This window comes from Psychrobacter sp. PL19 (assembly GCF_017875835.1).
Taxonomy (GTDB): Bacteria; Pseudomonadota; Gammaproteobacteria; order Pseudomonadales; family Moraxellaceae; genus Psychrobacter.
This window is the reverse complement of the sequence record NZ_JAGING010000001.1, coordinates 195,664-214,242: the sequence shown is the minus strand read 5'-3', so window position 1 is coordinate 214,242 and position 18,579 is coordinate 195,664. Positions and strand designations below refer to the sequence as shown.

Sequence of the window (18,579 nt, the reverse complement as noted above, 5' to 3'; positions counted from 1 at the left end):
CAACCACCAAAGTATTTTACGAAATACCAGCATATGAAATTATATTGAATTGCTCTTGTTAAAATTACTGTATATTAAAATCACTACATATCAAAATCACTATGTATCAAAATCACTATGTATCAAAATCACTATGTATCAAAATCACTATGTATCAAAATCACTATGTATCAAAATCACTATGTATCAAAATCACTATGTATCAAAATCACTATGATTTTCAGTAGCTTGTTTCAAAATATGTCACAATATCATAACAAGACTATTAAAATTTAACCATCTGTGATGCTAAGAAAATGTAAAGACCACCGTTCATCACCTTATTCTATTGAGTTTCACTTAATGCTATGCTGATCTAATAACAGCTGTCTAACAATAGTTAAAAAATACCCTTCAAGTCAAAAATATACTTTGTGAGTTTTTATGAATACTACGTCTAATCAGCACGATGCCAATAATGTCCAGACCAATACTAGTGAAGGTCCCAATACTAATGAACATATTAGCAATAATATGACTTCAGCTTTTGATAAAGATAGTCTAGTTGATAACTGGCAACAAGTAAGCCAACAAGTCGAGCAGGCATGTACACAAGCAGACGTTACCGAAGCTGATAGCGTACCTATTGTGACTTTACTGGCCGTTTCTAAAACTAAGCCTGCCGAGATGATTGCCACTTTAGCCAGCCAAGGACAGCATGATTTTGGCGAAAACTATCTACAAGAAGCGATCGAAAAAATTGCTATCCTAAAAGATCATCCTGACGGTGAGAAGATAGTTTGGCATTACATCGGTAGTATTCAGCGTAACAAAACCCGTGATATAGCTGAGCATTTTGACTGGGTACAGACCCTTGAGCGCGACATCATTGCCAAAAGATTGAATGATCAGCGCCCAGACGATATGGCACCGCTTAACGTGCTTATTCAGCTCAATATAGATGATGAAGACAGTAAGTCAGGCTGTCTGCCGGAACAGTTGCCAGAGTTGATAGCAGCTATTAAAGGTTATGAACGCTTGCAGTTACGTGGACTGATGATTATCCCGGCCAAAGCGGATAATGATAGTTTTGCTCGAACCCAGCAGATATTTGCAGATATCAAGCAGCAGTATCCAGAACTGCCGGCGTGGGATACGCTCAGTATGGGTATGAGTGGGGATATGGCAGAGGCCATTGCCAATGGCTCTACTATGGTGCGGGTTGGTACAGCGATATTTGGTGCGCGCGCTTAGTAAGTTCAGCTACAACAGCCAAACACACCATATCGCTATTATTAAATAATATCTCTAAATTTTAAATAATATCTTCAAACTTGGTCACTAACAGCTGATTAATTTTGTGGTTATCAGTAGCCAAAATTTCAAAGCGATAGTTGGCGTATTCAATACTGTCCGTCTTCTTAGGGATCTTGCGCAGCATATACGTCATAAAGCCGCTAATAGTTTCGTAATTTTGGCTGTTGGGTAAGTTAATAATTCCTAATGAGCGAATCACATCTTCAATCGGCGTCATGCCGTCGATTAACCAAGAGTTGTCAGTACGTTGGACGATAGGCTGCTCCTCTAGCGTAACCAACTCACCCATGACGATGCTCATCACGTCTTTTAGGGTAATAACCCCAACCACTAGCCCATATTCATTAACGATTACCGCAAAGTCAGCACCAGTAGACTTAAACATTTCTAACACTTCAAATAGCGACAAGGTATTGGGAATAAACAGTGCTGGTTTTAATAACGCCTTGTCCGTTAAGCAAACCTCCTGCTGCTCGAGCACCAAAGCCAAAAAGCTGCGCGACTCAACATAACCCGTAATATGCTCCAAATCATCATCATGACAGACCAAAAACTTATTATGTGGCTGCTCAATCATTACCTTGACCACTTGTTCGGTGCTGGCTTGGCTATCGAAATAGACAATATGTTCGCGAGGATTCATCACCGAAGTTACTGTACGCTCTTGCATTTCAAAGATATTTTCAATCAAATGGTGCTCTTGTTGCTTGAGCACACCGGCTTCAGCACCGGCATCCATCACTGCATAGATGTCTTCTGAGGTCATATCGTCGTTACGTACGGTTGAGATACCTATTAGCTTGAATATCAAGTTCGCTGCGCCATCAAATACCCAAATAATAGGCTTTAGAATAAAGATCAAAAAAATCATTGGCTGTACTAATTTTACGGCAATGAGTTCAGTGTTCGACATGGCGAGACGTCTAGGCATTAAGTCAGCAAATAATGAGAACACACTAGTGACCAGTACAAACGACACCACCGATGCCAACGCCTCATTATTAAACAACAGCTCCAAATAGGGACTGATGGCCGACTCACCAATAGCGCCCGCTGAAATGGCCACGGCATTAAGAACCACTTGTACCACGGTGATAAAGCTACCGGGATGCTCTTGCATATTAAGGACGACCAGCGCTCGTACGTCACCTTCTTTGGCCAGAATTTGCAGCTTGACCTTACGGGCAGCTGCGATCGCAATCTCAGCGCTAGAGACGAAGGCGCTGAGCGCAATTAATAATAAAAGAAACACACTAGCGGTTAGCAAGCTCATGACATACTCGGATAGCAACTGGTTAGGACGACCATTAAGATGTGGGATAGGTGTGGTGGTATAGAATAAGCCATCAGTTTCATTATGCGACTAACAAAATTCTGATAATAAAAAAGCTAGGTAAGTACCCAGCTCATTATAAAATACGCTAATTTCTGTGCTTAAAATCTAAAGCTATTATCATTTCAAACAATCGATATGACAGATATTAAACCGTGATCATTGTCACATCGATTGAGGGATAGTTAAACGTTACCCTTTAATTGACCATTTGTTCACCAATGGATAACGACGTTCACGTCCAAAGGCTTTGTGGCTGATTTTAGTGCCAATAGGCGCTTGACAGCGTTTATACTCACTATTATCAACCATTCTGATAATTTTAGCGACCACATCCGCATCGAAGCCTTTATCAATGATGTCTTGATAGCCCATATCTTCATCGACATATAAGGTCAAGATACCATCCAAGACATCATAGTTTGGCAAGCTGTCTTGATCTTTTTGGTCTGGACGTAGCTCAGCTGATGGTGGCCGTGTTATAACACGCTCAGGAATAACTGGTGTGTCCTCGAGGCGGTTGCGGTAGCTTGCCAAGTCATAAACTTGTGACTTGTAAACGTCTTTTAAGACATCAAAACCACCTGCCATATCACCATATAAGGTAGAGTAGCCGACGGCCAGCTCTGACTTGTTACCGGTAGTGATGACCAAATGCCCAAACTTATTAGATAAGGCCATCAAAATGACACCGCGGGCCCGTGCTTGAATATTCTCTTCGGTAGTATCTGCAGGCGACTTGTTAAATAAAGGCGCAAGGGTGTGGCGAATACCTTCAACCGCGTCAAAAATAGGGCAAACGGTATAAGAAACATTTAAGCGTCGTGCTTGTGCTTGCGCGTCCTCGAGGCTGATTTTTGAGGTGTATTCATACGGCATCATTACAGCATAGACTTTATCAGCACCTAGCGCATCAACTGCGATACATAAGGTTAACGCTGAATCGATACCCCCTGACAGACCGAGAATAATCCCAGAAAACCCGGAAAGATTGACATAATCACGTAGGCCAACCACTAGAGCTTGGTACATCTCTGACTCACGGCTCAATGATAGTGGTGATTTTACTTGAGTATTGAATTTAGACGTGTTGACATCTAGAGTGGCCAGTAATAGCTGATTCAAAAAACGCGGGGCTTCGTGAGCAATAGTACCATCTGCCTGTACCACCATAGAGCCGCCGTCAAATACTAAGTCGTCTTGACCACCAACCGCATTGATGTAAACGATAGGAAGCGTATGCTCGTGGCTGCGTTTCGTCAGCATCGCTTTGCGAGCATCCTGTTTCCCAATCTCAAAGGGAGAGGCATTTAGACTGACGACCAGATCAGCACCTTGCTTTTTTAGATCAGCAATGGGGCTTTTTTCCCATAAGTCTTCGCAGATAAGTAGGCCTATTGTGATGCCCTTATAGTCAAATAAAACCTGATTTCGGCCTTTATCGAAGTAACGGCGCTCATCAAAGACCCCGTAATTAGGTAAGAACTGTTTGTGATAAAAGCCCTTTTGATGACCGTTATGTAGAATAGCAGCAGAGTTAAAAGTACCATGATGGTCGACATGGGGATAGCCGACGATCATCACGATATCGTCAATATCACTTAGGGTAGACAGGGCGCTTTTGACGCGACCTGACAAGCTTGGACGCAACAGTAAATCTTGCGGCGGATACCCTAATAATGCCAGCTCTGGGAAGACGATAACATCAGCGCCTTGCTCGCGAGCTTGTAACGCCAGCGCGCGCATTTTTTCAGCATTGCCAGTGATATCACCGACCAAAAAGTGTGATTGCGCTAAGGCAAAAGTGACGGTATCTTGTGGCATAATAGTTTTGCTAGTCTCATGTGAGGCGGTAAGGTTAGGGTTATCAGTGTCTTTAGACATTTTTATTGTTCCTATCATTATATGGTTTAAAATTTGGTGGATCAATCTCAGTTCAAAATAAAACTAATGCAAAATGAAGCCGCAATTATCCAAAACATAACCCTTAATGTTAAATCCGAATTTCGAATTAGCATTATGAGTGTAAAACTTTAAGCAGGCGCCAACGTACTGCTGATGCACCATACTTAAGAGACTAAGGCCAGCTACTAAAAAGTAGCTTTTAGAGTCCTTTTAAAAGTGATTGTTAAAAGTAATTGTTAAAAGTAATTCTACAATAACAGTCTTAAAAATACATTAAGCACTAAAAGTAGTGAAAACAGACGGTGTAAAATTGATTCAACTTTATTTAGAAAATAAAAAAATAATTTATTCAGTATAGCATTAATTGTTAGTCCTACGAGAACGCAGCAGTGAATTACCCTGACCAGTGTCTGTGTAAGAAGTCGAGATCAAAGGCATTAGTCCGCTACCGTTTTTAAGCATTGTATTCTAAGCATTACCGTTACTATTCAGTTAGACTATACAAAGAAAGTTGTAAGTAAAAATTACAACACAGTATTATTTATTTGCTATCTCTTGCTGCATAATGAGAGCCAATAGCCCCTGTTTTGTCGGGTTGTCCTTTATACTGCGGCACCCCATGCTATACAAAATAATAACCGCTAATAACTATCGCCAGCGATTACAGCTTATGGATATTGCCTATAGGTTGGCGTCTATATATTTAAAAATTTTGCAGTAAAAGCGCACTAGGTTTTTGCTGTCTGTTCTTGGTTTATACCCTATGATTGAAAACTGGACAAAAGAATTTGTTATTCAGCGCTTGCTAGCAATTACTTTGTTAGTAGTGCTGTTTATATTATGTTTTCAAGTGGTGCAGTTTTTTATTGTGCCGGCATTGTGGGCGGCGATTTTGGCCTATGTGACCTTTCCAATTTATAAATTCTTTCATGAAAAAGTGCGGCTCAGTTCGGACTTTAGTGCGGCTATTATGACGGTTAGCATCTCTTTAATAATAGGCGTGCCCCTGGTTATTGGGGTATTTATTCTGCAGCAAGAAGCATTGAGTTTAATCAGCAACTTGGTTTATCGCATTAGAGTGGGCTACGTAGATGTGCCCGATTCTATTAAAGACATACCCATTATCGGTCAGCAAGTCAAAGATGTTCTGTGGAGAATCAACAAAAATCCTGAAGGCACGCTTGAAGCCTTTCGCATTTGGGTTCAGTCGCATCTATACTATGGCAAAGTAGCGTTTGATGTGGTGTTCAGTAGCCTTGCCAAACTTGGGATGGCTCTGATGACGCTATTCTTTTTTTATCGTGATGGTACCAATCTCATACGTCAAATTCGCCAAGCCTTGCGCAATATTATCGGTAATCGTATTGATGGTTACATCGACTCTGTAGGTACTACCACGCGCGCGGTAGTATACGGTATTGGTCTAACCGCATTGGCGCAGGCAGTACTGGCAGGTATCGGTTATTATTTTTCCGGCTCACCAAGTCCAATATTATTGACGCTTATTACCTTTATGGTCGCGCTCATACCCTTTGGGACGCCGTTTGCCTGGGGTGCCGTATCGATTTGGTTATTAAGTCAAGGACAGACCACCGAAGGTATTGGTCTGGCATTATGGGGTGTACTAGTAATAAGTTGGGTCGACAATCTTATTCGTCCTATTGTTATTAGTGGGGCCACTAAAATTCCTTTTATCATTATTTTTATTGGCGTATTAGGCGGCCTAACCGCATTTGGTTTCGTTGGTTTGTTCATCGGCCCTGTCGTACTGGCAATTGGTCTTGCGGTATGGCGTGAGTGGATATCTCAACATAAAAACGAAATTTTTGCACCCCAAGAAGTGCTGTTAACTGACGGGCCAACCGAGAGACCTGTTGATGACCACAATGACCACAATGACCACAATAAGAACAACCCTGACTGAAGCCGTTATGCTGTAGTAAAGACTATATGAGGCGTAACAACGCTGGTGTGAAACAATACGTTGCATAATCATTCTGCATAGATAATACCGCTATCTTAAATAATAATATCTCAACAATAGAGTTGCTCAACGATGCCTAACACCCTATCTTCTACTGTTAATATTCACGAATCAGCTCAAACCATTAAACCTCTCATTATAGTCGCTGATATCAACATCGCCGGCCTTGATGAGTTTTTTAACAGCTCAACACTTGGGCAAGCTACCGAACAGATGGTCAAGATTGTGACTTTGGCAGGACGTGATATCAATGCCCAATTGCTACTAGATATACAGCCTGATGTACTATTGATAAGGTCTGTGACCCCGATAGGTGAGTCGTTATTGGCCGATAATCGTAGCGTAACATATATTGGTTCTACCACTATTGGCACCGATCATGTTGATCAAGATTATTTAAATACGCGCAATATTACTTTCGCTAATGCCGCAGGCTGTAGTAAGCATTCGGTAGCGCAGTATGTGCTGACGGCTATTTTGACTTTACGTCCGCAGCATTGGCAGCAGCCAATGACGCTAGGCATTGTTGGACTTGGCAATATAGGCAATACGCTTGCTCAATATGCTACTGATCTAGGCTGGCAAGTGCTGGGTTATGACCCATTATTACCCGCCTCACGGTTTAATAATGCCAGTTTTGCACAGGTACTTGGTCAAAGTGATGTGGTGAGTTTACATGTGCCCTTGACCGACAATGATGGCGTTAATGGTAGTAAGCAGAGTGACTATCCCACACGTCATCTTATCAATGCCGCCGCTTTGGCCGCTATGCCGCCGCACACCATGTTAATTAATAGCGCGCGCGGGCCGGTAATTAATGCTGACGATCTAGCAGCAGATATTGACCGCACAGCGCGACAAGTGGTGCTCGATGTGTTTGAACATGAACCACAAATCAATGAAAGTCTATTGTCGAAGCTGGCCATTGCCACCCCACATATCGCTGGCTACACTTTAGAAGGTAAACTGCGCGGTACCCAAATAATCTATGATACGTTATGTGAGGAATTAGCCATAACACCGGCCCAGTCCATGCATAACTTACTACCAGTCAACATGTTTTTATGGTCAGATCTACAAGCTTATCCAGGTAGATTAATAAAATATTATGACATTATGCAAGACGATGCCTTATTACGTGGCACGCTAGTCGATGGTCAGGTTAGCGGGGCTGATTTTGATCAGCTGAGACGTGATTACCACTTGCGCCGCGAATGGCAGTTTTAAATGAAAAGTTTTAGATAATATAACAGCAGCGTATCAATAATTAGCAATAAACTGTAGGCAAACATGACCAAAAATAATAGCCACATTTCTGGCTCTATGCCTAATGCTACGCCAACATACGCTCCCACGATGACGTTGGCAATGGCACATAAGCGTGCGCAACTTCTTAATGACATTCGGCAGTTTTTTATAACCCGCCAAGTACTTGAGGTTCAAACGCCACTATTGTCACAAGCGGCTAATACCGACACATTCTTACAATCAGTAGCTGCTAACGTCACCTATCAAGATCAACCACGCATTTACTATCTGCACACCTCACCTGAATTTGCGATGAAGCGTTTGCTTGCCAGCTGGCAGGTGCCTATCTATCAAATTTGCCCAGTCTTTCGTGATAATGAGATAGGGGCGCGGCATAATATTGAATTCACCATGCTTGAGTGGTATCAGCCACATTACAGCTTAGATGCCCTTGCGACCGAGTTGGGCGAGTTGTTAGAAGTGCTTTACGGCTATCAAATAGTAATGAATCACTATCGCTATGTTGATGCCTTTATAGACTTTGTGGGCATTCACCCGCTAACCGCCAGTATTTCGGCGCTGCAGGCGCTGGCAGAAGACAAGGGTTTGATAGGCTTTGATTTTTCTATAGTAGACAGTAGCTTAGAAAATACAGCAAATAGCAGTGACGAAAGGAAGAATGAAAGAAAGAATGAGAGTAATAATGAAAGGAATGAAGACAGCCGCCAAAGCTGGTTAGATCTGTTGTTCAGCCATGCCGTAGAGCCAAACCTAGGCCACGATTTACCCACCTTGATAGTAGACTATCCACCTGCAACTGCCGCCCTAGCAAAAACCGCCCTCGATGAGGACGGTAATATGGTGGCTAAACGTTTTGAGTTATATATCAATGGCATTGAGATTGCGAACGCCTATGATGAGCTAGCAGATGGACCCGCACTAAGACAACGCTTTGAACAAGACAACGACTTGCGACGTCGTCATAACCTACCACAAATGCCTATTGATGAGCATTTACTGGCCTCTTGTAATGACTTAATACCCTGTAGTGGTATCGCTGTCGGTCTAGATAGATTGCTCATGGTAATAACGGGAGCGAGCTGTTTACAAGAGGTAATCTCTTTTCCTAGTAGGTTGGCCTAAGTCGCTAACAAGACCCAGTATACGACTATCCTGCAGTTATTAATGCCTATGACCAACATGCTGATAATAAAAATCAGGTCATTAGTTAAGCCATTCTATGCGCCATAAGCCAGTTAATGGCATGATTTAACAGTGACGACTTCAGTATTTGCGGTGTATAGTTAAAATACCTTAAAAACGCGACGGTACTGCTGGTATAAGCTTTTTGCAGCCTCTGTCTGCATAGGCACAGCAAGCAAGAAAAACTTATGCCAGCAGTATATTATGTATCGATATTACTTTTCATTGACTATATTCGCTCATAGTCAGCAGAGTTGTTATAAGCTTGCGACAGCTTCTTTAATAGGTGTGTCACCATTACGCATGCTGAAGACTTGCTTACTAGTGTTACTAGCGTTTAAAACAGCAACTAGGGTAGTGGCAACATCTGCAATCGTATTGCCTCCAGCATTAGTATCATTTACAGTAATATTACCAGTGCCTGCCTGCTCTTTTAAGGCACCGGCCTGTACGATGGTATAGTCAAGCGTGCTGTCATTTACCAGCCACTGATCTGCATAATGCTTACAGATATAGTAGTCTTTTAAATTCGTAATGGCAGCACTGTCCCATTTGCTGGTATCCAATGAAAACACTGTACTGAGCATGATATAACGTGTAATACCTTTATCTTGTAACGCTTGCATGGTCTTGACCGCACCGTGTAAATCGACTTCTAAAACGCTTGTACCACCCGAGCCTGCTACAAAATAAGCGGCGTCGATATCGTCAGCAATCTGGCTTTGAATAGCGTCTTTACTGGCAGTAATATCTAAATTCAATTGGGTATAACTGTCGACGTCAAATAGCTTCTTTTCCTGCCGTGTGGTTCCTACTACCTGATGGTCATCAGCCAGCAGCTGCTTGACCAAATCACTACCCACTCGACCACTCGCACCAATCACTAGAATTTTCATGTGCTTTCCTATTATTCATTAACGAATTCATTATTTTACATATTTACCGTAAAGCGCGACAAGTGGTATTGGTCATGCATGTTATACATGACTAATATCACTATATAAGCCCTAATGGTAAAAGCTGAATATACAGTAACAAGTACTAGGTACCCACTTTGTTATGAAGCGTGCCAATTACATGATATTTAGTTGCAGAGTGTATAGGGTTTGCAAGATAGGCTTTAAAAGCTAACTATTAACGTACTAGGCTGTTAAGCCCGTCAGCAAAGGCTTTTTTATCACGGTCACCATACGGCTTTTGCCCGCTCATTTGCTGTAGCTCTAGGACTCCAGTACCGCGCATGGTATCCATAAAATCGCGCATATTGAGCTTTTGCTTAATGTTATTTTTATCATAGATGACCCCGCGCGTGGTTAATACCTTGCCACCTTTATCAAGAATATCATTCGCTAATGGGATATCACTAGTGATGGCCAAATCACCCGCTTGTATATGCTCGACAATATAATCATCGGCTTTGTCGAACCCTTGCGGTACTACAGTCATGACCAATAATGGCGATTTGCGCAACTTGATGGGCTGATTGGCGACGAATATCGCCACCGTTTGTGTGCGCTCAGCAGTCTTAATAATCAAGTCTTTGGCAATCAGTGGCACCGCATCGGCATCAACCCAAATTTGCATTATTGCTTTGCCTTATCGTTACTCTTTTCTGGTGTTTTATAATTTGCAGTTATAGTTAATGCGTCCTTTGCAGCGCTGTCAGATTCTTGGGTTTTAGCCTGGTCTGAGGTTGCAGTATTATTGGCGCTATCGAGCTTAGAGTCACGGATCGCTACACTTTTTTTATCGAGACCAACCTTGTTAGGCAGTACCGCAACCAGTTTATTCAATGCTATTTCCAAATCGGTGACGTCATTAGGCATTAAGGTAATATGGGCAATTTTGCGGTCTTCACGCTCCGCTTTATGATAGCTATGATAGTGGGCGCCATCAATATTTAGAACGGCGCTGATATCAGGATATTGTCCCAGTACATTGATCATAATAGAAGGATGAACGTTGTCAGTATCGCCCAAAGGTAGGCCGACCACGGCGCGAATATGGTTTTCAAATTGGCTGGTGATTGCTCCTTCGATACTCCAATGCCCAGAGTTATGGACGCGTGGCGCGATCTCGTTAGCGAGTAGGTAATCATGTCCGCTGGCATCTTTACTGACAAATAGCTCGAGCGCCATTACACCAACGTAGCCAAGATGGTTCATCACGGTCGTAATAGCATCGGTAGCTTGCTTAAATAAGTGACTGGTACCTACTGCTGGCGCTTGGGTTTTGGCGAGGATACCATGGTGATGGTGGTTTTCGACTAAATCATAACAGCGAACACTACCGTCTTGTGCGCGTGCAGCGATGATAGACACTTCGCGGCTAAAGTTAATAAAACCTTCGGCAATTAATGGCGCAGGCGTTGAGGTCAAACTACCTTTACCACTGACCGCCGCTTTTAGCTCTTGCCATGCCGCTTTAATGTCACTGTCTTGCTTGATCACAAACTGACCTTTGCCGTCATAGCCACCGCGACTGGTTTTGAGCACAATAGGCAGACCTAACGTATCGCAAGCTTGCTGTAGTTCAGCTTGCGAGCTGACGACCATAAAAGGTACTGTGGCGATATCTAACGTATTGAACATCTGCTTTTCTTTTAAGCGATCTTGAGCAATGCTAAGGGCAATCGGTGGTGGAAACATACCCTGTTTTGAGCCGCTACTTTTTGAATCTGTACTTTTTACGTTTGACTGGGACAATTGAGCCAACTGTTCAACAGTTGCAGTGGGTGTGTTTTCAAACTCTAAGGTAAATACATCGGCAGCAGCAATAAAGTCCGCTAACTGTTCGCTACTAAATACGCGCCCATAAAGACTGGCAGGGCATTCAGCATTGTCTTCTAAAAATACACATTGATAACCGAGTGGCATGGCTGCCTGTGCGAGCATCATACCGAGTTGACCACCGCCTAAGATGCCAATAGTACGAATGGTTTGGGTGACAGGGTAAGCGTTGGCTGTGGTCATGATAGGCTCTTTGTATTGGCAAGGGGTTTGAATAATTTGGCACGTCAAAATAGGAAAAGGTGCATGATATGCACCTTGTATTTAGTAAAACCTATCTATTAAAAAATATCAAGTTAAGAACACTCAAATGAAATATAATTGAATTTATCTGAGCTAGAAAATCAATTTTCTTGATGAAACATTCACCGTCTGTATATATTAATTTTAGCTATTAATAATACCTGGGATGGGGCTGGCTAGGATAGTTTCGGTTTGTGATTGACGTAGATTGTGTAGCTTAGTTGCAATTAAATTATCATGTAGCGCTAAAATTTGAATGGCCAACAGCGCAGCATTATAAGCGCCCGCACTACCGATAGCCAATGTCCCCACCGCAATACCTTTGGGCATTTGTACGATAGAAAGTAAACTGTCCCAACCACTGAGCATGGAGGATTTTACCGGTACACCTAAGACTGGCAATGGCGTTTGACTGGCACACATACCTGGTAAATGCGCTGCGCCACCTGCGCCAGCGATAATCACCTGTAGGCCGTTGTCTTTTGCACCTTTGGCATAATCAAATAGTCTATCAGGCGTTCGATGTGCCGAGACCACTTCACATTCAAAAGCGATATCAAAATCTGCTAACAATTGAGCAGCCCCATACATGGTTGCCCAATCAGATTGTGAACCCATAATAATGCCCACTTTTGGCTGACCGGCAGGGGAAGTGATAGGGCCGTATTGATCAGTAGAATGGGCAGTAGCCGATGTCATGCTCATAATGCGATATCCTCAAAAAGACCATCATACAAAAGTTTTGCCCTAGTCGTAAAGCTGAGTTTTATCGTTGCTTTTAAAATATGCTTATGAACTAGGCCAAAGCCAAGCGTTTAATCGTGGCGATATTGCACAAAGTTAGCTTTTTTGAGCGGTAAGGGTGCAGAAGTATCTAGTTGATAACAGGTCAAATAACCACTATCAACTGCTGCTGAATAATCGGTACAAATTACCTGCGCGCTAAGGGGTTCAGGCTCACCTGTCAGCCAGTAATGTCCAACAAATACTGGTTTATCAGTCTTAAGGGTAAAGTTGATATGTTCCGCCATGGCATCGATTGGAATTTGGGCCATTCCTGAGCTAGGGGCACGTGCAATTTGATGAATGGTCCGCGAATTTAGCTCATCAAGCCACCATCTTACGCGAACCTGCGTGCGTTCAGCACCATCTTTATCGACCATCACTAGACCATCAGGCAGTGGTGTTTCTACGCCTTTTAATACACGCTCTAACGCTGCATAAGATGAGGTATGTTTTTGCGCCGTCATCATCAGTGCTGCAGGTGTCAGACAGTTATTGTCTGTCAGCAGAGGTTTGAGCACTGCCATACTGTCTACATCCCAGCAAGCATGGACAAAACAAGCATAGTCGGTCTCAAGCCATAAAGGAATCTCATAAAACCGCTGTAGCCAGTATTGATGACTCTCTGAGCCAAAGGGCAGTTCGGCTAAAAAGGCCTCATGCTGGCGCACATGAACGTCATTATGTGAGCGTAAATAATGCTTCGAATAGTGGTTGTCTTGGTTGTCTTGGTTGTCTTGGTTGGCGTTTTGGCTAGAATTGTCACTGGGATCAAGAGTAGCGAAAGTCAGTGCGTTGTACTCATGATTGCCCATAACTGCATCGGCAACCCCAGCGTCTAGCATGGCAAAAACGATCTCCAACGTCGCTAATTGTTGGGTACCGCGATCGATTAAATCACCAATAAACAGCGCCCGATGACCGTCTGGAGGCATAAAACACTCACCATTATGTGTATAGCCCAGTTGCTTAAGCAAACCAGTCAGCTTGTCTGCATAACCATGAATATCACCAATAATATCTATAACCATAAGTCGTCATCAAATCTTAAAATGTAAAAGTGCTTAAAACGTATAATAATGCTAATCAGCACAGCCGCAGTACTGTTCAAACTAGCGCTATGGGACAATAGTAGAGATATGTACTTAAAACACAGCTCTAAAAAGTTGGAGACAGTAGCGCATTAATAAAATGCGGCAGTACTTGTGGCTGCAATATAATAGTCGCTATTACCCCAAATGCGCCGCCCCACAGATGCGCCATATGGTTGATATTTGAGCCGCCTCGCTTATTGGCATAAATGCTATAAGCAACATAAGCGACCGCAAACAATATCGCTGGAATAGGGACGATAGCAAACAGATAAATAGTTTCCCACGGGGCGACTAGAATAAAAGCAAAAAGTACTGCTGATACCCCGCCTGAGGCCCCAAGACTTAAATAGCTGGCATTGTTTTTATTCTTAATATAACTTGGAATCATAGCTATTATAATAGCCACTATATAGAATACCACGAAACCATAGCCGCCTAAAAATGGCTGATATAACCCTTCAATAGCACGACCAAAAAAATATAAGGTAAACATATTAAACAGTAAATGCATACTGTCGGCATGAATAAAACCATGGGTCACAAAGCGGTCCCACTGACCACCGCTAACCGCTGGTGGATAAAAAATCAGCCGGTTAAACAACGTTTTATTTTGCCATGCTAATAAACTGATAATAACAGTGATAATAATAATAAGAGTCGTGTGATTAAACAAAGGGTAATCCTTAGACCAAATCTGATGAACCAATACCATTAAAGTCTAATGGTTAGCGCCAATCAGCTAAATAGTAGTGAAGTGGTGATGCAAACGCGTTAACGACGTCTACCTATTTTATTTCATCCTATTTTCTTTTATCTGAGATAGATTCATTTTAGATAATTAAAGCTAAACCATAATCATGAGTCAACAGAATTTACATAGGTATACATATCTGTCTCTGTTAACGCTCTAAACAAACTTTAATTCCTAATGTTTATTTTGAACGACTTTTGGCAGGTTTTCACCTTAAAATTAATGCCGTTAAAGGCTGTATTTATGAGCATCATCGACCAATTAGAACAAACCGTGACTCCTGCAGTATTAGGGGCCAATAGCAGTGTGGCATATCTTAGCCTGCTTGAGCAGTTTTATGCAATTTTAATCACCCGTCTGGTGGTCCCAGAAATATATACGCAGCTACAACGCAGTGACAGCCTGGTAGAAACAGCCACGAGCAGTACATTATTTGAACAACTATGGCAACAGTCAAGCCAGCGTCATTTATTAATCCAAGAACTAGCAAGCACTCACCATATCGATGAGACCACCACAGAACAGCTGGTTATAAAGGCCGCATATCTAGCGTATCAAGCGCTTAAAAAATCGGCAAACGGGCAGTTTTTACCAGCATTTTTGCAAACGCAGCAGTCTGATATCCGTCAGTATTTACCCGTCTGGACATCAGCGGTCGTTATGCCTGTGATAGCGGTGGCGACAGAAGAAGCAAAGGTGTTGCTAGAGGAGCCGACTTATATTAACAAGCAAGCGCCCAATACAGCCGTTGCTGCTGAGCAAGCGCTTGCGACCGATGATCTGCCCCTAATCATTGAAACCAATGCAGGTGCTACACCTGTTGCCACCGATGCTATTCATGCCAATCCTTCTGCTTATCATGGGCCAGAAATGCGTGCGGAAATACGCAGTCGTAATCAGCATAATAATTTATTATTGCGCTGGTCATTACTTGGTGGGGCCTTGTTAGCGATTGCTTTGGTTTGGGCGTTGTTTTTTAGGAATGATGCTGAGCCCGTACCACCAATCGTGGTCACACCAGTGGTTACCACTCCTGAAATAGTGACACCAAAACCAGTATTGACACCTGTACAATTAATGGTGGCGGTCGACGATAGTGGTAACTTGTATAGCTGTTCAGCAATGGTTGGTGATGTGAACTTACAAACGTCGCTCAAACAGGCTTTGATGGTCAGCTTCAGTGAGCAATCCAGTATTTGTGAGGTGACCATACAGAAAGGGCTGGCAACCACGCTAGCAAACATGAGTATTGCCACGCTGCCCGATATCTTAACTCTGATGAGAACCGTACCATTTTCGAGGCTGCAATTGCAAAATGACACTATCAGCCTAGAAGCACCGAATGATGTTCTATTACAGCGACTGCTAATCGATATGCGTACTTTATTACCGGCGATGACGATTACGACCGCTACCCCTAGCGCAATCGTACAGCCGCCTGCTAATACGTACGACGACACTCATAATAACAATAACAATAACAATAACAGTAATTATAATGACGACTATAATAATAATATAGGTATGCAAGATAGTAGCAGTCGTCCTATAACCAGCGATAACAATCTAATTACCAATCAACCGAACCAACCGCCTGTTAATAATACGAGTAACAACCTTAATAGCAATGTTAATAGCAACGTTAATAGCATCGAGCCTACATTACCACCACCGCAGAGTAGTATTAACAATAATAACAACAGGTCACAAAATAACCAACCTGCTCAGTCTTCAGGGCAAATATCGCAAGCGGAAGTCGATAGAATGGTAAATAATCTAATTATTTCAGAGCCAGTTCAGGGTGGGCGCCCTATCAATCAGTAGCGTTATGAATTAGGAATTAACAGTATTCTAGGTAACGACAAACAGCTTGTTGCTGATGACACAAACAAAAGGATTGCAGAGGGTAGCCATGGTCAATTCTTTTGTTCATTTTAAATATGTTCACTTCTAGCACTTATTTTATTATCTGCCAACTGTTACTATTTTCACCAGTCAAAATGATTCTCGTATTGCAAGTAACCCAACATATCTATTTATGATATTGAACGGTTATGTTGTTTATTTGTAGCGGATAACCGTTATGGTTACGTGTGATAACTGAAACATTACCTATCGTAGCATTTACACTACAGCGATTTTATTGCGATGTGCGGGATATCACTCTTATAATAGTGGCATATTGCTACAAGTGACTCTCTTTGATAGTGAGTCGACTATATTTAAATTATATAAACAGTAACTAGTAGAGGATTTACATTATGGATATTATTAGTCATTTAACACGAACGGTTAGCCCAGCGGTACTTGGAGATGATCGTAGCCCAGCGAAGAAAAGTCTACTTGAACAGTTCTATGCCATTTTTGCAGCTCGGCTAGCAGACAAAGATACTTATGGACAATTTGCGAACGAAGATGTTGCCCGTGATGACCAAGGATTCTATGATCGTGTATGGACTGACGAGACGCAACGTGATCGTATCTCACGTGAACTTGCCGGCGCGCATAATGTTGATGCGACTGCAGCTCGAGGCTTGGTCGTTATGGCGGCGCCATTGGCATATCATGAAATAAAAAGCCTGGCAGGAACCACTCCTGTACCGCAATTTTTAAATGATAATTTAGCCAGTTACCAACATCATATTCCTGCATGGGCCACTAGTGTTGCTCCTGCCGGCACGATAGCTGCTGCTTCTACTGGTAACCGGATCTCAGATACGGTCAGTACAGCGCCCTTACAGCGTGAAGAAGAAAACAGTGGCAGCTTCATGAAAGCATTGTTACCCATTATCGGCCTGATTATTTTAGGTGCGTTGGCTTGGGCTCTACTTAGGGGCTGTCAGGAAAATCCTGAGCCGATTGCAACACCAATTGCGACAGAAGAGCAGGTAGCCGAAGGGGACAATCAAATGGCGGTTGCGGCTGATATTGAGCCTGCGTCACTACGTATTGCAACCGGTGATACTGCCAATACGTTATATGCTTGCCGTATAAATGTGGGTGACGAAGCGTTACAAACCAACGTTATGAATGCCTTGAATACGACGTTTGGTGACGAAGCAAATAAATGTCGTGCTGATGTCGATGATAGCTTTGCTACAGACATGCCAGCAGCAGCCCAGCTTGCTTCTATATTGCCGCTGATCAAAAACGTACCAAACGCCAGTATGTTAATCAAGGGTAATGAGATCGTTGTTAACGCTCCTGACGCTGCGGCATTGGACCAATTAGTTTCTGATTTACAAGCTGTTGCGCCAGCAATGACCGTAACTGCTGAAGAACCATTGGACTTACAAGCGGAGATTGATGACAGCTTAACCGCCTCTCAAGCTGCTGTCGATAAGCTTGGCGAAAATCCAGACCCACGTGATGTTGCTCGCGCATTAAGTCTACAAGTGGTCAACTTTGCAGTGGACCAGGAAATTATTCCTGATGCCAACAAAGCAATCTTAAACCGCGCTGTTGAGATCATGGAACAAGTGCCAGATATGAAGTTGGTTATTATCGGCCATACTGATAAAACTGCCGATGCTGCATATAACATGAAGTTATCACAAGAACGCGCTCAGTCTATGAAAGACTACATGGTATCGAAAGGCGCTGACGCGAGCAAATTGATGACCAAGGGCATGGGCGAAACGGATCCTATCGCTGACAACTCAACTGAACAGGGTCGCTTCCGCAACCGCCGTATCGAGTTCATGGTATATGACGAATCTGCTATGGCGAATGATGGCACGGTGATAAGTGACAACGCGCTTAACCCAGATATGAATCCATTGGATAGTAATAACGATGACTTGCTGCCAGATGGTGATGATCCAAGTCGTGGCACAGCGTTGGACCCAAAAACTAACACTCAGTAAACGACCAGTAAAAGAACCGAACAGCTCTGAGTATAAAACCTTAAGCAAGTAATATACTTAGCAGTTGCCATTTATAATATGATT

At 42.7% G+C, this 18,579-nt stretch carries 14 protein-coding genes; 6 read left to right on the top strand and 8 right to left on the bottom strand.

The annotated features are described in order from the left end of the window. Window positions 1-513 precede the first annotated feature (513 nt). Window positions 514-1,233 carry a YggS family pyridoxal phosphate-dependent enzyme gene (locus tag H4W00_RS00810; RefSeq protein ID WP_209958765.1) on the top strand — a complete coding sequence of 240 codons (720 nt, stop codon included), beginning with the start codon at window positions 514-516 and terminating at the stop codon, window positions 1,231-1,233. A 61-nt stretch (window positions 1,234-1,294) separates the two neighbouring features. Here H4W00_RS00810 and H4W00_RS00805 read toward each other — a convergent pair whose 3' ends face one another. Both H4W00_RS00805 and H4W00_RS00800 read right to left on the bottom strand, forming a co-directional pair. After that, window positions 1,295-2,569, bottom strand: a complete 1,275-nt coding sequence (locus H4W00_RS00805) for a hemolysin family protein (protein WP_209955525.1) — start codon at window positions 2,567-2,569, stop codon at window positions 1,295-1,297. A gap of 252 nt (window positions 2,570-2,821) precedes the next feature. Continuing rightward, the gene (locus tag H4W00_RS00800; RefSeq protein WP_334684980.1) at window positions 2,822-4,453 is read right to left on the bottom strand and encodes an NAD+ synthase; all 1,632 of its coding nucleotides are present in this window, start codon (window positions 4,451-4,453) and stop codon (window positions 2,822-2,824) included. Window positions 4,454-5,297: 844 nt separating this feature from the next. On the opposite strand from H4W00_RS00800, the gene H4W00_RS00795 reads away from it, so the two are divergent. The 3 genes from H4W00_RS00795 to H4W00_RS00785 all read left to right on the top strand — a co-directional run bounded on the left by H4W00_RS00795 (window position 5,298) and on the right by H4W00_RS00785 (window position 8,909). Then, on the top strand, window positions 5,298-6,458 hold the full coding sequence (locus H4W00_RS00795) for an AI-2E family transporter (RefSeq protein ID WP_209955521.1): 1,161 nt from the start codon (window positions 5,298-5,300) through the stop codon (window positions 6,456-6,458). Window positions 6,459-6,641: 183 nt separating this feature from the next. Beyond that, entirely contained in the window at window positions 6,642-7,745 is a 1,104-nt protein-coding gene (locus H4W00_RS00790) for a 4-phosphoerythronate dehydrogenase (protein ID WP_209958763.1), read from the top strand. Between the two features lie 63 nt (window positions 7,746-7,808). Then, entirely contained in the window at window positions 7,809-8,909 is a 1,101-nt protein-coding gene (locus tag H4W00_RS00785) for an EF-P lysine aminoacylase GenX (protein ID WP_209955519.1), read from the top strand. 317 nt (window positions 8,910-9,226) lie between these two features. Here the strand turns inward: H4W00_RS00785 and H4W00_RS00780 are convergent, their stop codons facing one another. From H4W00_RS00780 to H4W00_RS00755, 6 genes are all read right to left on the bottom strand, one after another. Next, window positions 9,227-9,865, bottom strand: coding sequence for an NAD(P)H-binding protein (locus tag H4W00_RS00780; RefSeq protein ID WP_209955517.1), 639 nt, complete (start codon window positions 9,863-9,865; stop codon window positions 9,227-9,229). Between the two features lie 238 nt (window positions 9,866-10,103). Continuing rightward, window positions 10,104-10,553: a YaiI/YqxD family protein gene (locus H4W00_RS00775; protein WP_147223756.1), complete on the bottom strand. Its 450-nt coding sequence runs from the start codon at window positions 10,551-10,553 to the stop codon at window positions 10,104-10,106. Further along, window positions 10,553-11,941, bottom strand: coding sequence for a 5-(carboxyamino)imidazole ribonucleotide synthase (locus tag H4W00_RS00770; RefSeq protein ID WP_209955514.1), 1,389 nt, complete (start codon window positions 11,939-11,941; stop codon window positions 10,553-10,555). Before H4W00_RS00770 ends, H4W00_RS00775 begins: the two co-directional genes overlap by 1 nt. A gap of 204 nt (window positions 11,942-12,145) precedes the next feature. After that, window positions 12,146-12,706: a 5-(carboxyamino)imidazole ribonucleotide mutase gene (gene purE / locus H4W00_RS00765; RefSeq protein WP_209955512.1), complete on the bottom strand. Its 561-nt coding sequence runs from the start codon at window positions 12,704-12,706 to the stop codon at window positions 12,146-12,148. A 110-nt stretch (window positions 12,707-12,816) separates the two neighbouring features. Beyond that, entirely contained in the window at window positions 12,817-13,815 is a 999-nt protein-coding gene (locus tag H4W00_RS00760; RefSeq protein WP_209955510.1) for a metallophosphoesterase, read from the bottom strand. Between the two features lie 127 nt (window positions 13,816-13,942). Further along, window positions 13,943-14,590 (bottom strand): rhomboid family intramembrane serine protease, encoded by a 648-nt coding sequence (locus tag H4W00_RS00755; protein WP_209955508.1) that lies wholly within the window; start codon window positions 14,588-14,590, stop codon window positions 13,943-13,945. Window positions 14,591-14,872: 282 nt separating this feature from the next. Here H4W00_RS00755 and H4W00_RS00750 point away from each other — a divergent pair, with 282 nt between their 5' ends. Both H4W00_RS00750 and H4W00_RS00745 read left to right on the top strand, forming a co-directional pair. After that, window positions 14,873-16,453 carry a hypothetical protein gene (locus tag H4W00_RS00750; protein WP_209955505.1) on the top strand — a complete coding sequence of 527 codons (1,581 nt, stop codon included), beginning with the start codon at window positions 14,873-14,875 and terminating at the stop codon, window positions 16,451-16,453. A 437-nt stretch (window positions 16,454-16,890) separates the two neighbouring features. Next, entirely contained in the window at window positions 16,891-18,495 is a 1,605-nt protein-coding gene (locus H4W00_RS00745; protein ID WP_209955503.1) for an OmpA family protein, read from the top strand. Window positions 18,496-18,579 lie beyond the last annotated feature (84 nt).

Coding starts and splice junctions, on each gene's coding strand:
- H4W00_RS00810 (WP_209958765.1), top strand. CDS start 514: ATGACTTCAGCTTTTGATAAAGATAGTCTAGTTGATAACTGGCAACAA.
- H4W00_RS00805 (WP_209955525.1), bottom strand. CDS start 2,569: ATGAGCTTGCTAACCGCTAGTGTGTTTCTTTTATTATTAATTGCGCTC.
- H4W00_RS00800 (WP_334684980.1), bottom strand. CDS start 4,453: ATGCCACAAGATACCGTCACTTTTGCCTTAGCGCAATCACACTTTTTG.
- H4W00_RS00795 (WP_209955521.1), top strand. CDS start 5,298: ATGATTGAAAACTGGACAAAAGAATTTGTTATTCAGCGCTTGCTAGCA.
- H4W00_RS00785 (WP_209955519.1), top strand. CDS start 7,809: ATGACCAAAAATAATAGCCACATTTCTGGCTCTATGCCTAATGCTACG.
- H4W00_RS00780 (WP_209955517.1), bottom strand. CDS start 9,865: ATGAAAATTCTAGTGATTGGTGCGAGTGGTCGAGTGGGTAGTGATTTG.
- H4W00_RS00775 (WP_147223756.1), bottom strand. CDS start 10,553: ATGCAAATTTGGGTTGATGCCGATGCGGTGCCACTGATTGCCAAAGAC.
- H4W00_RS00770 (WP_209955514.1), bottom strand. CDS start 11,941: ATGACCACAGCCAACGCTTACCCTGTCACCCAAACCATTCGTACTATT.
- purE (WP_209955512.1), bottom strand. CDS start 12,706: ATGAGCATGACATCGGCTACTGCCCATTCTACTGATCAATACGGCCCT.
- H4W00_RS00760 (WP_209955510.1), bottom strand. CDS start 13,815: ATGGTTATAGATATTATTGGTGATATTCATGGTTATGCAGACAAGCTG.
- H4W00_RS00755 (WP_209955508.1), bottom strand. CDS start 14,590: ATGGTATTGGTTCATCAGATTTGGTCTAAGGATTACCCTTTGTTTAAT.
- H4W00_RS00750 (WP_209955505.1), top strand. CDS start 14,873: ATGAGCATCATCGACCAATTAGAACAAACCGTGACTCCTGCAGTATTA.
- H4W00_RS00745 (WP_209955503.1), top strand. CDS start 16,891: ATGGATATTATTAGTCATTTAACACGAACGGTTAGCCCAGCGGTACTT.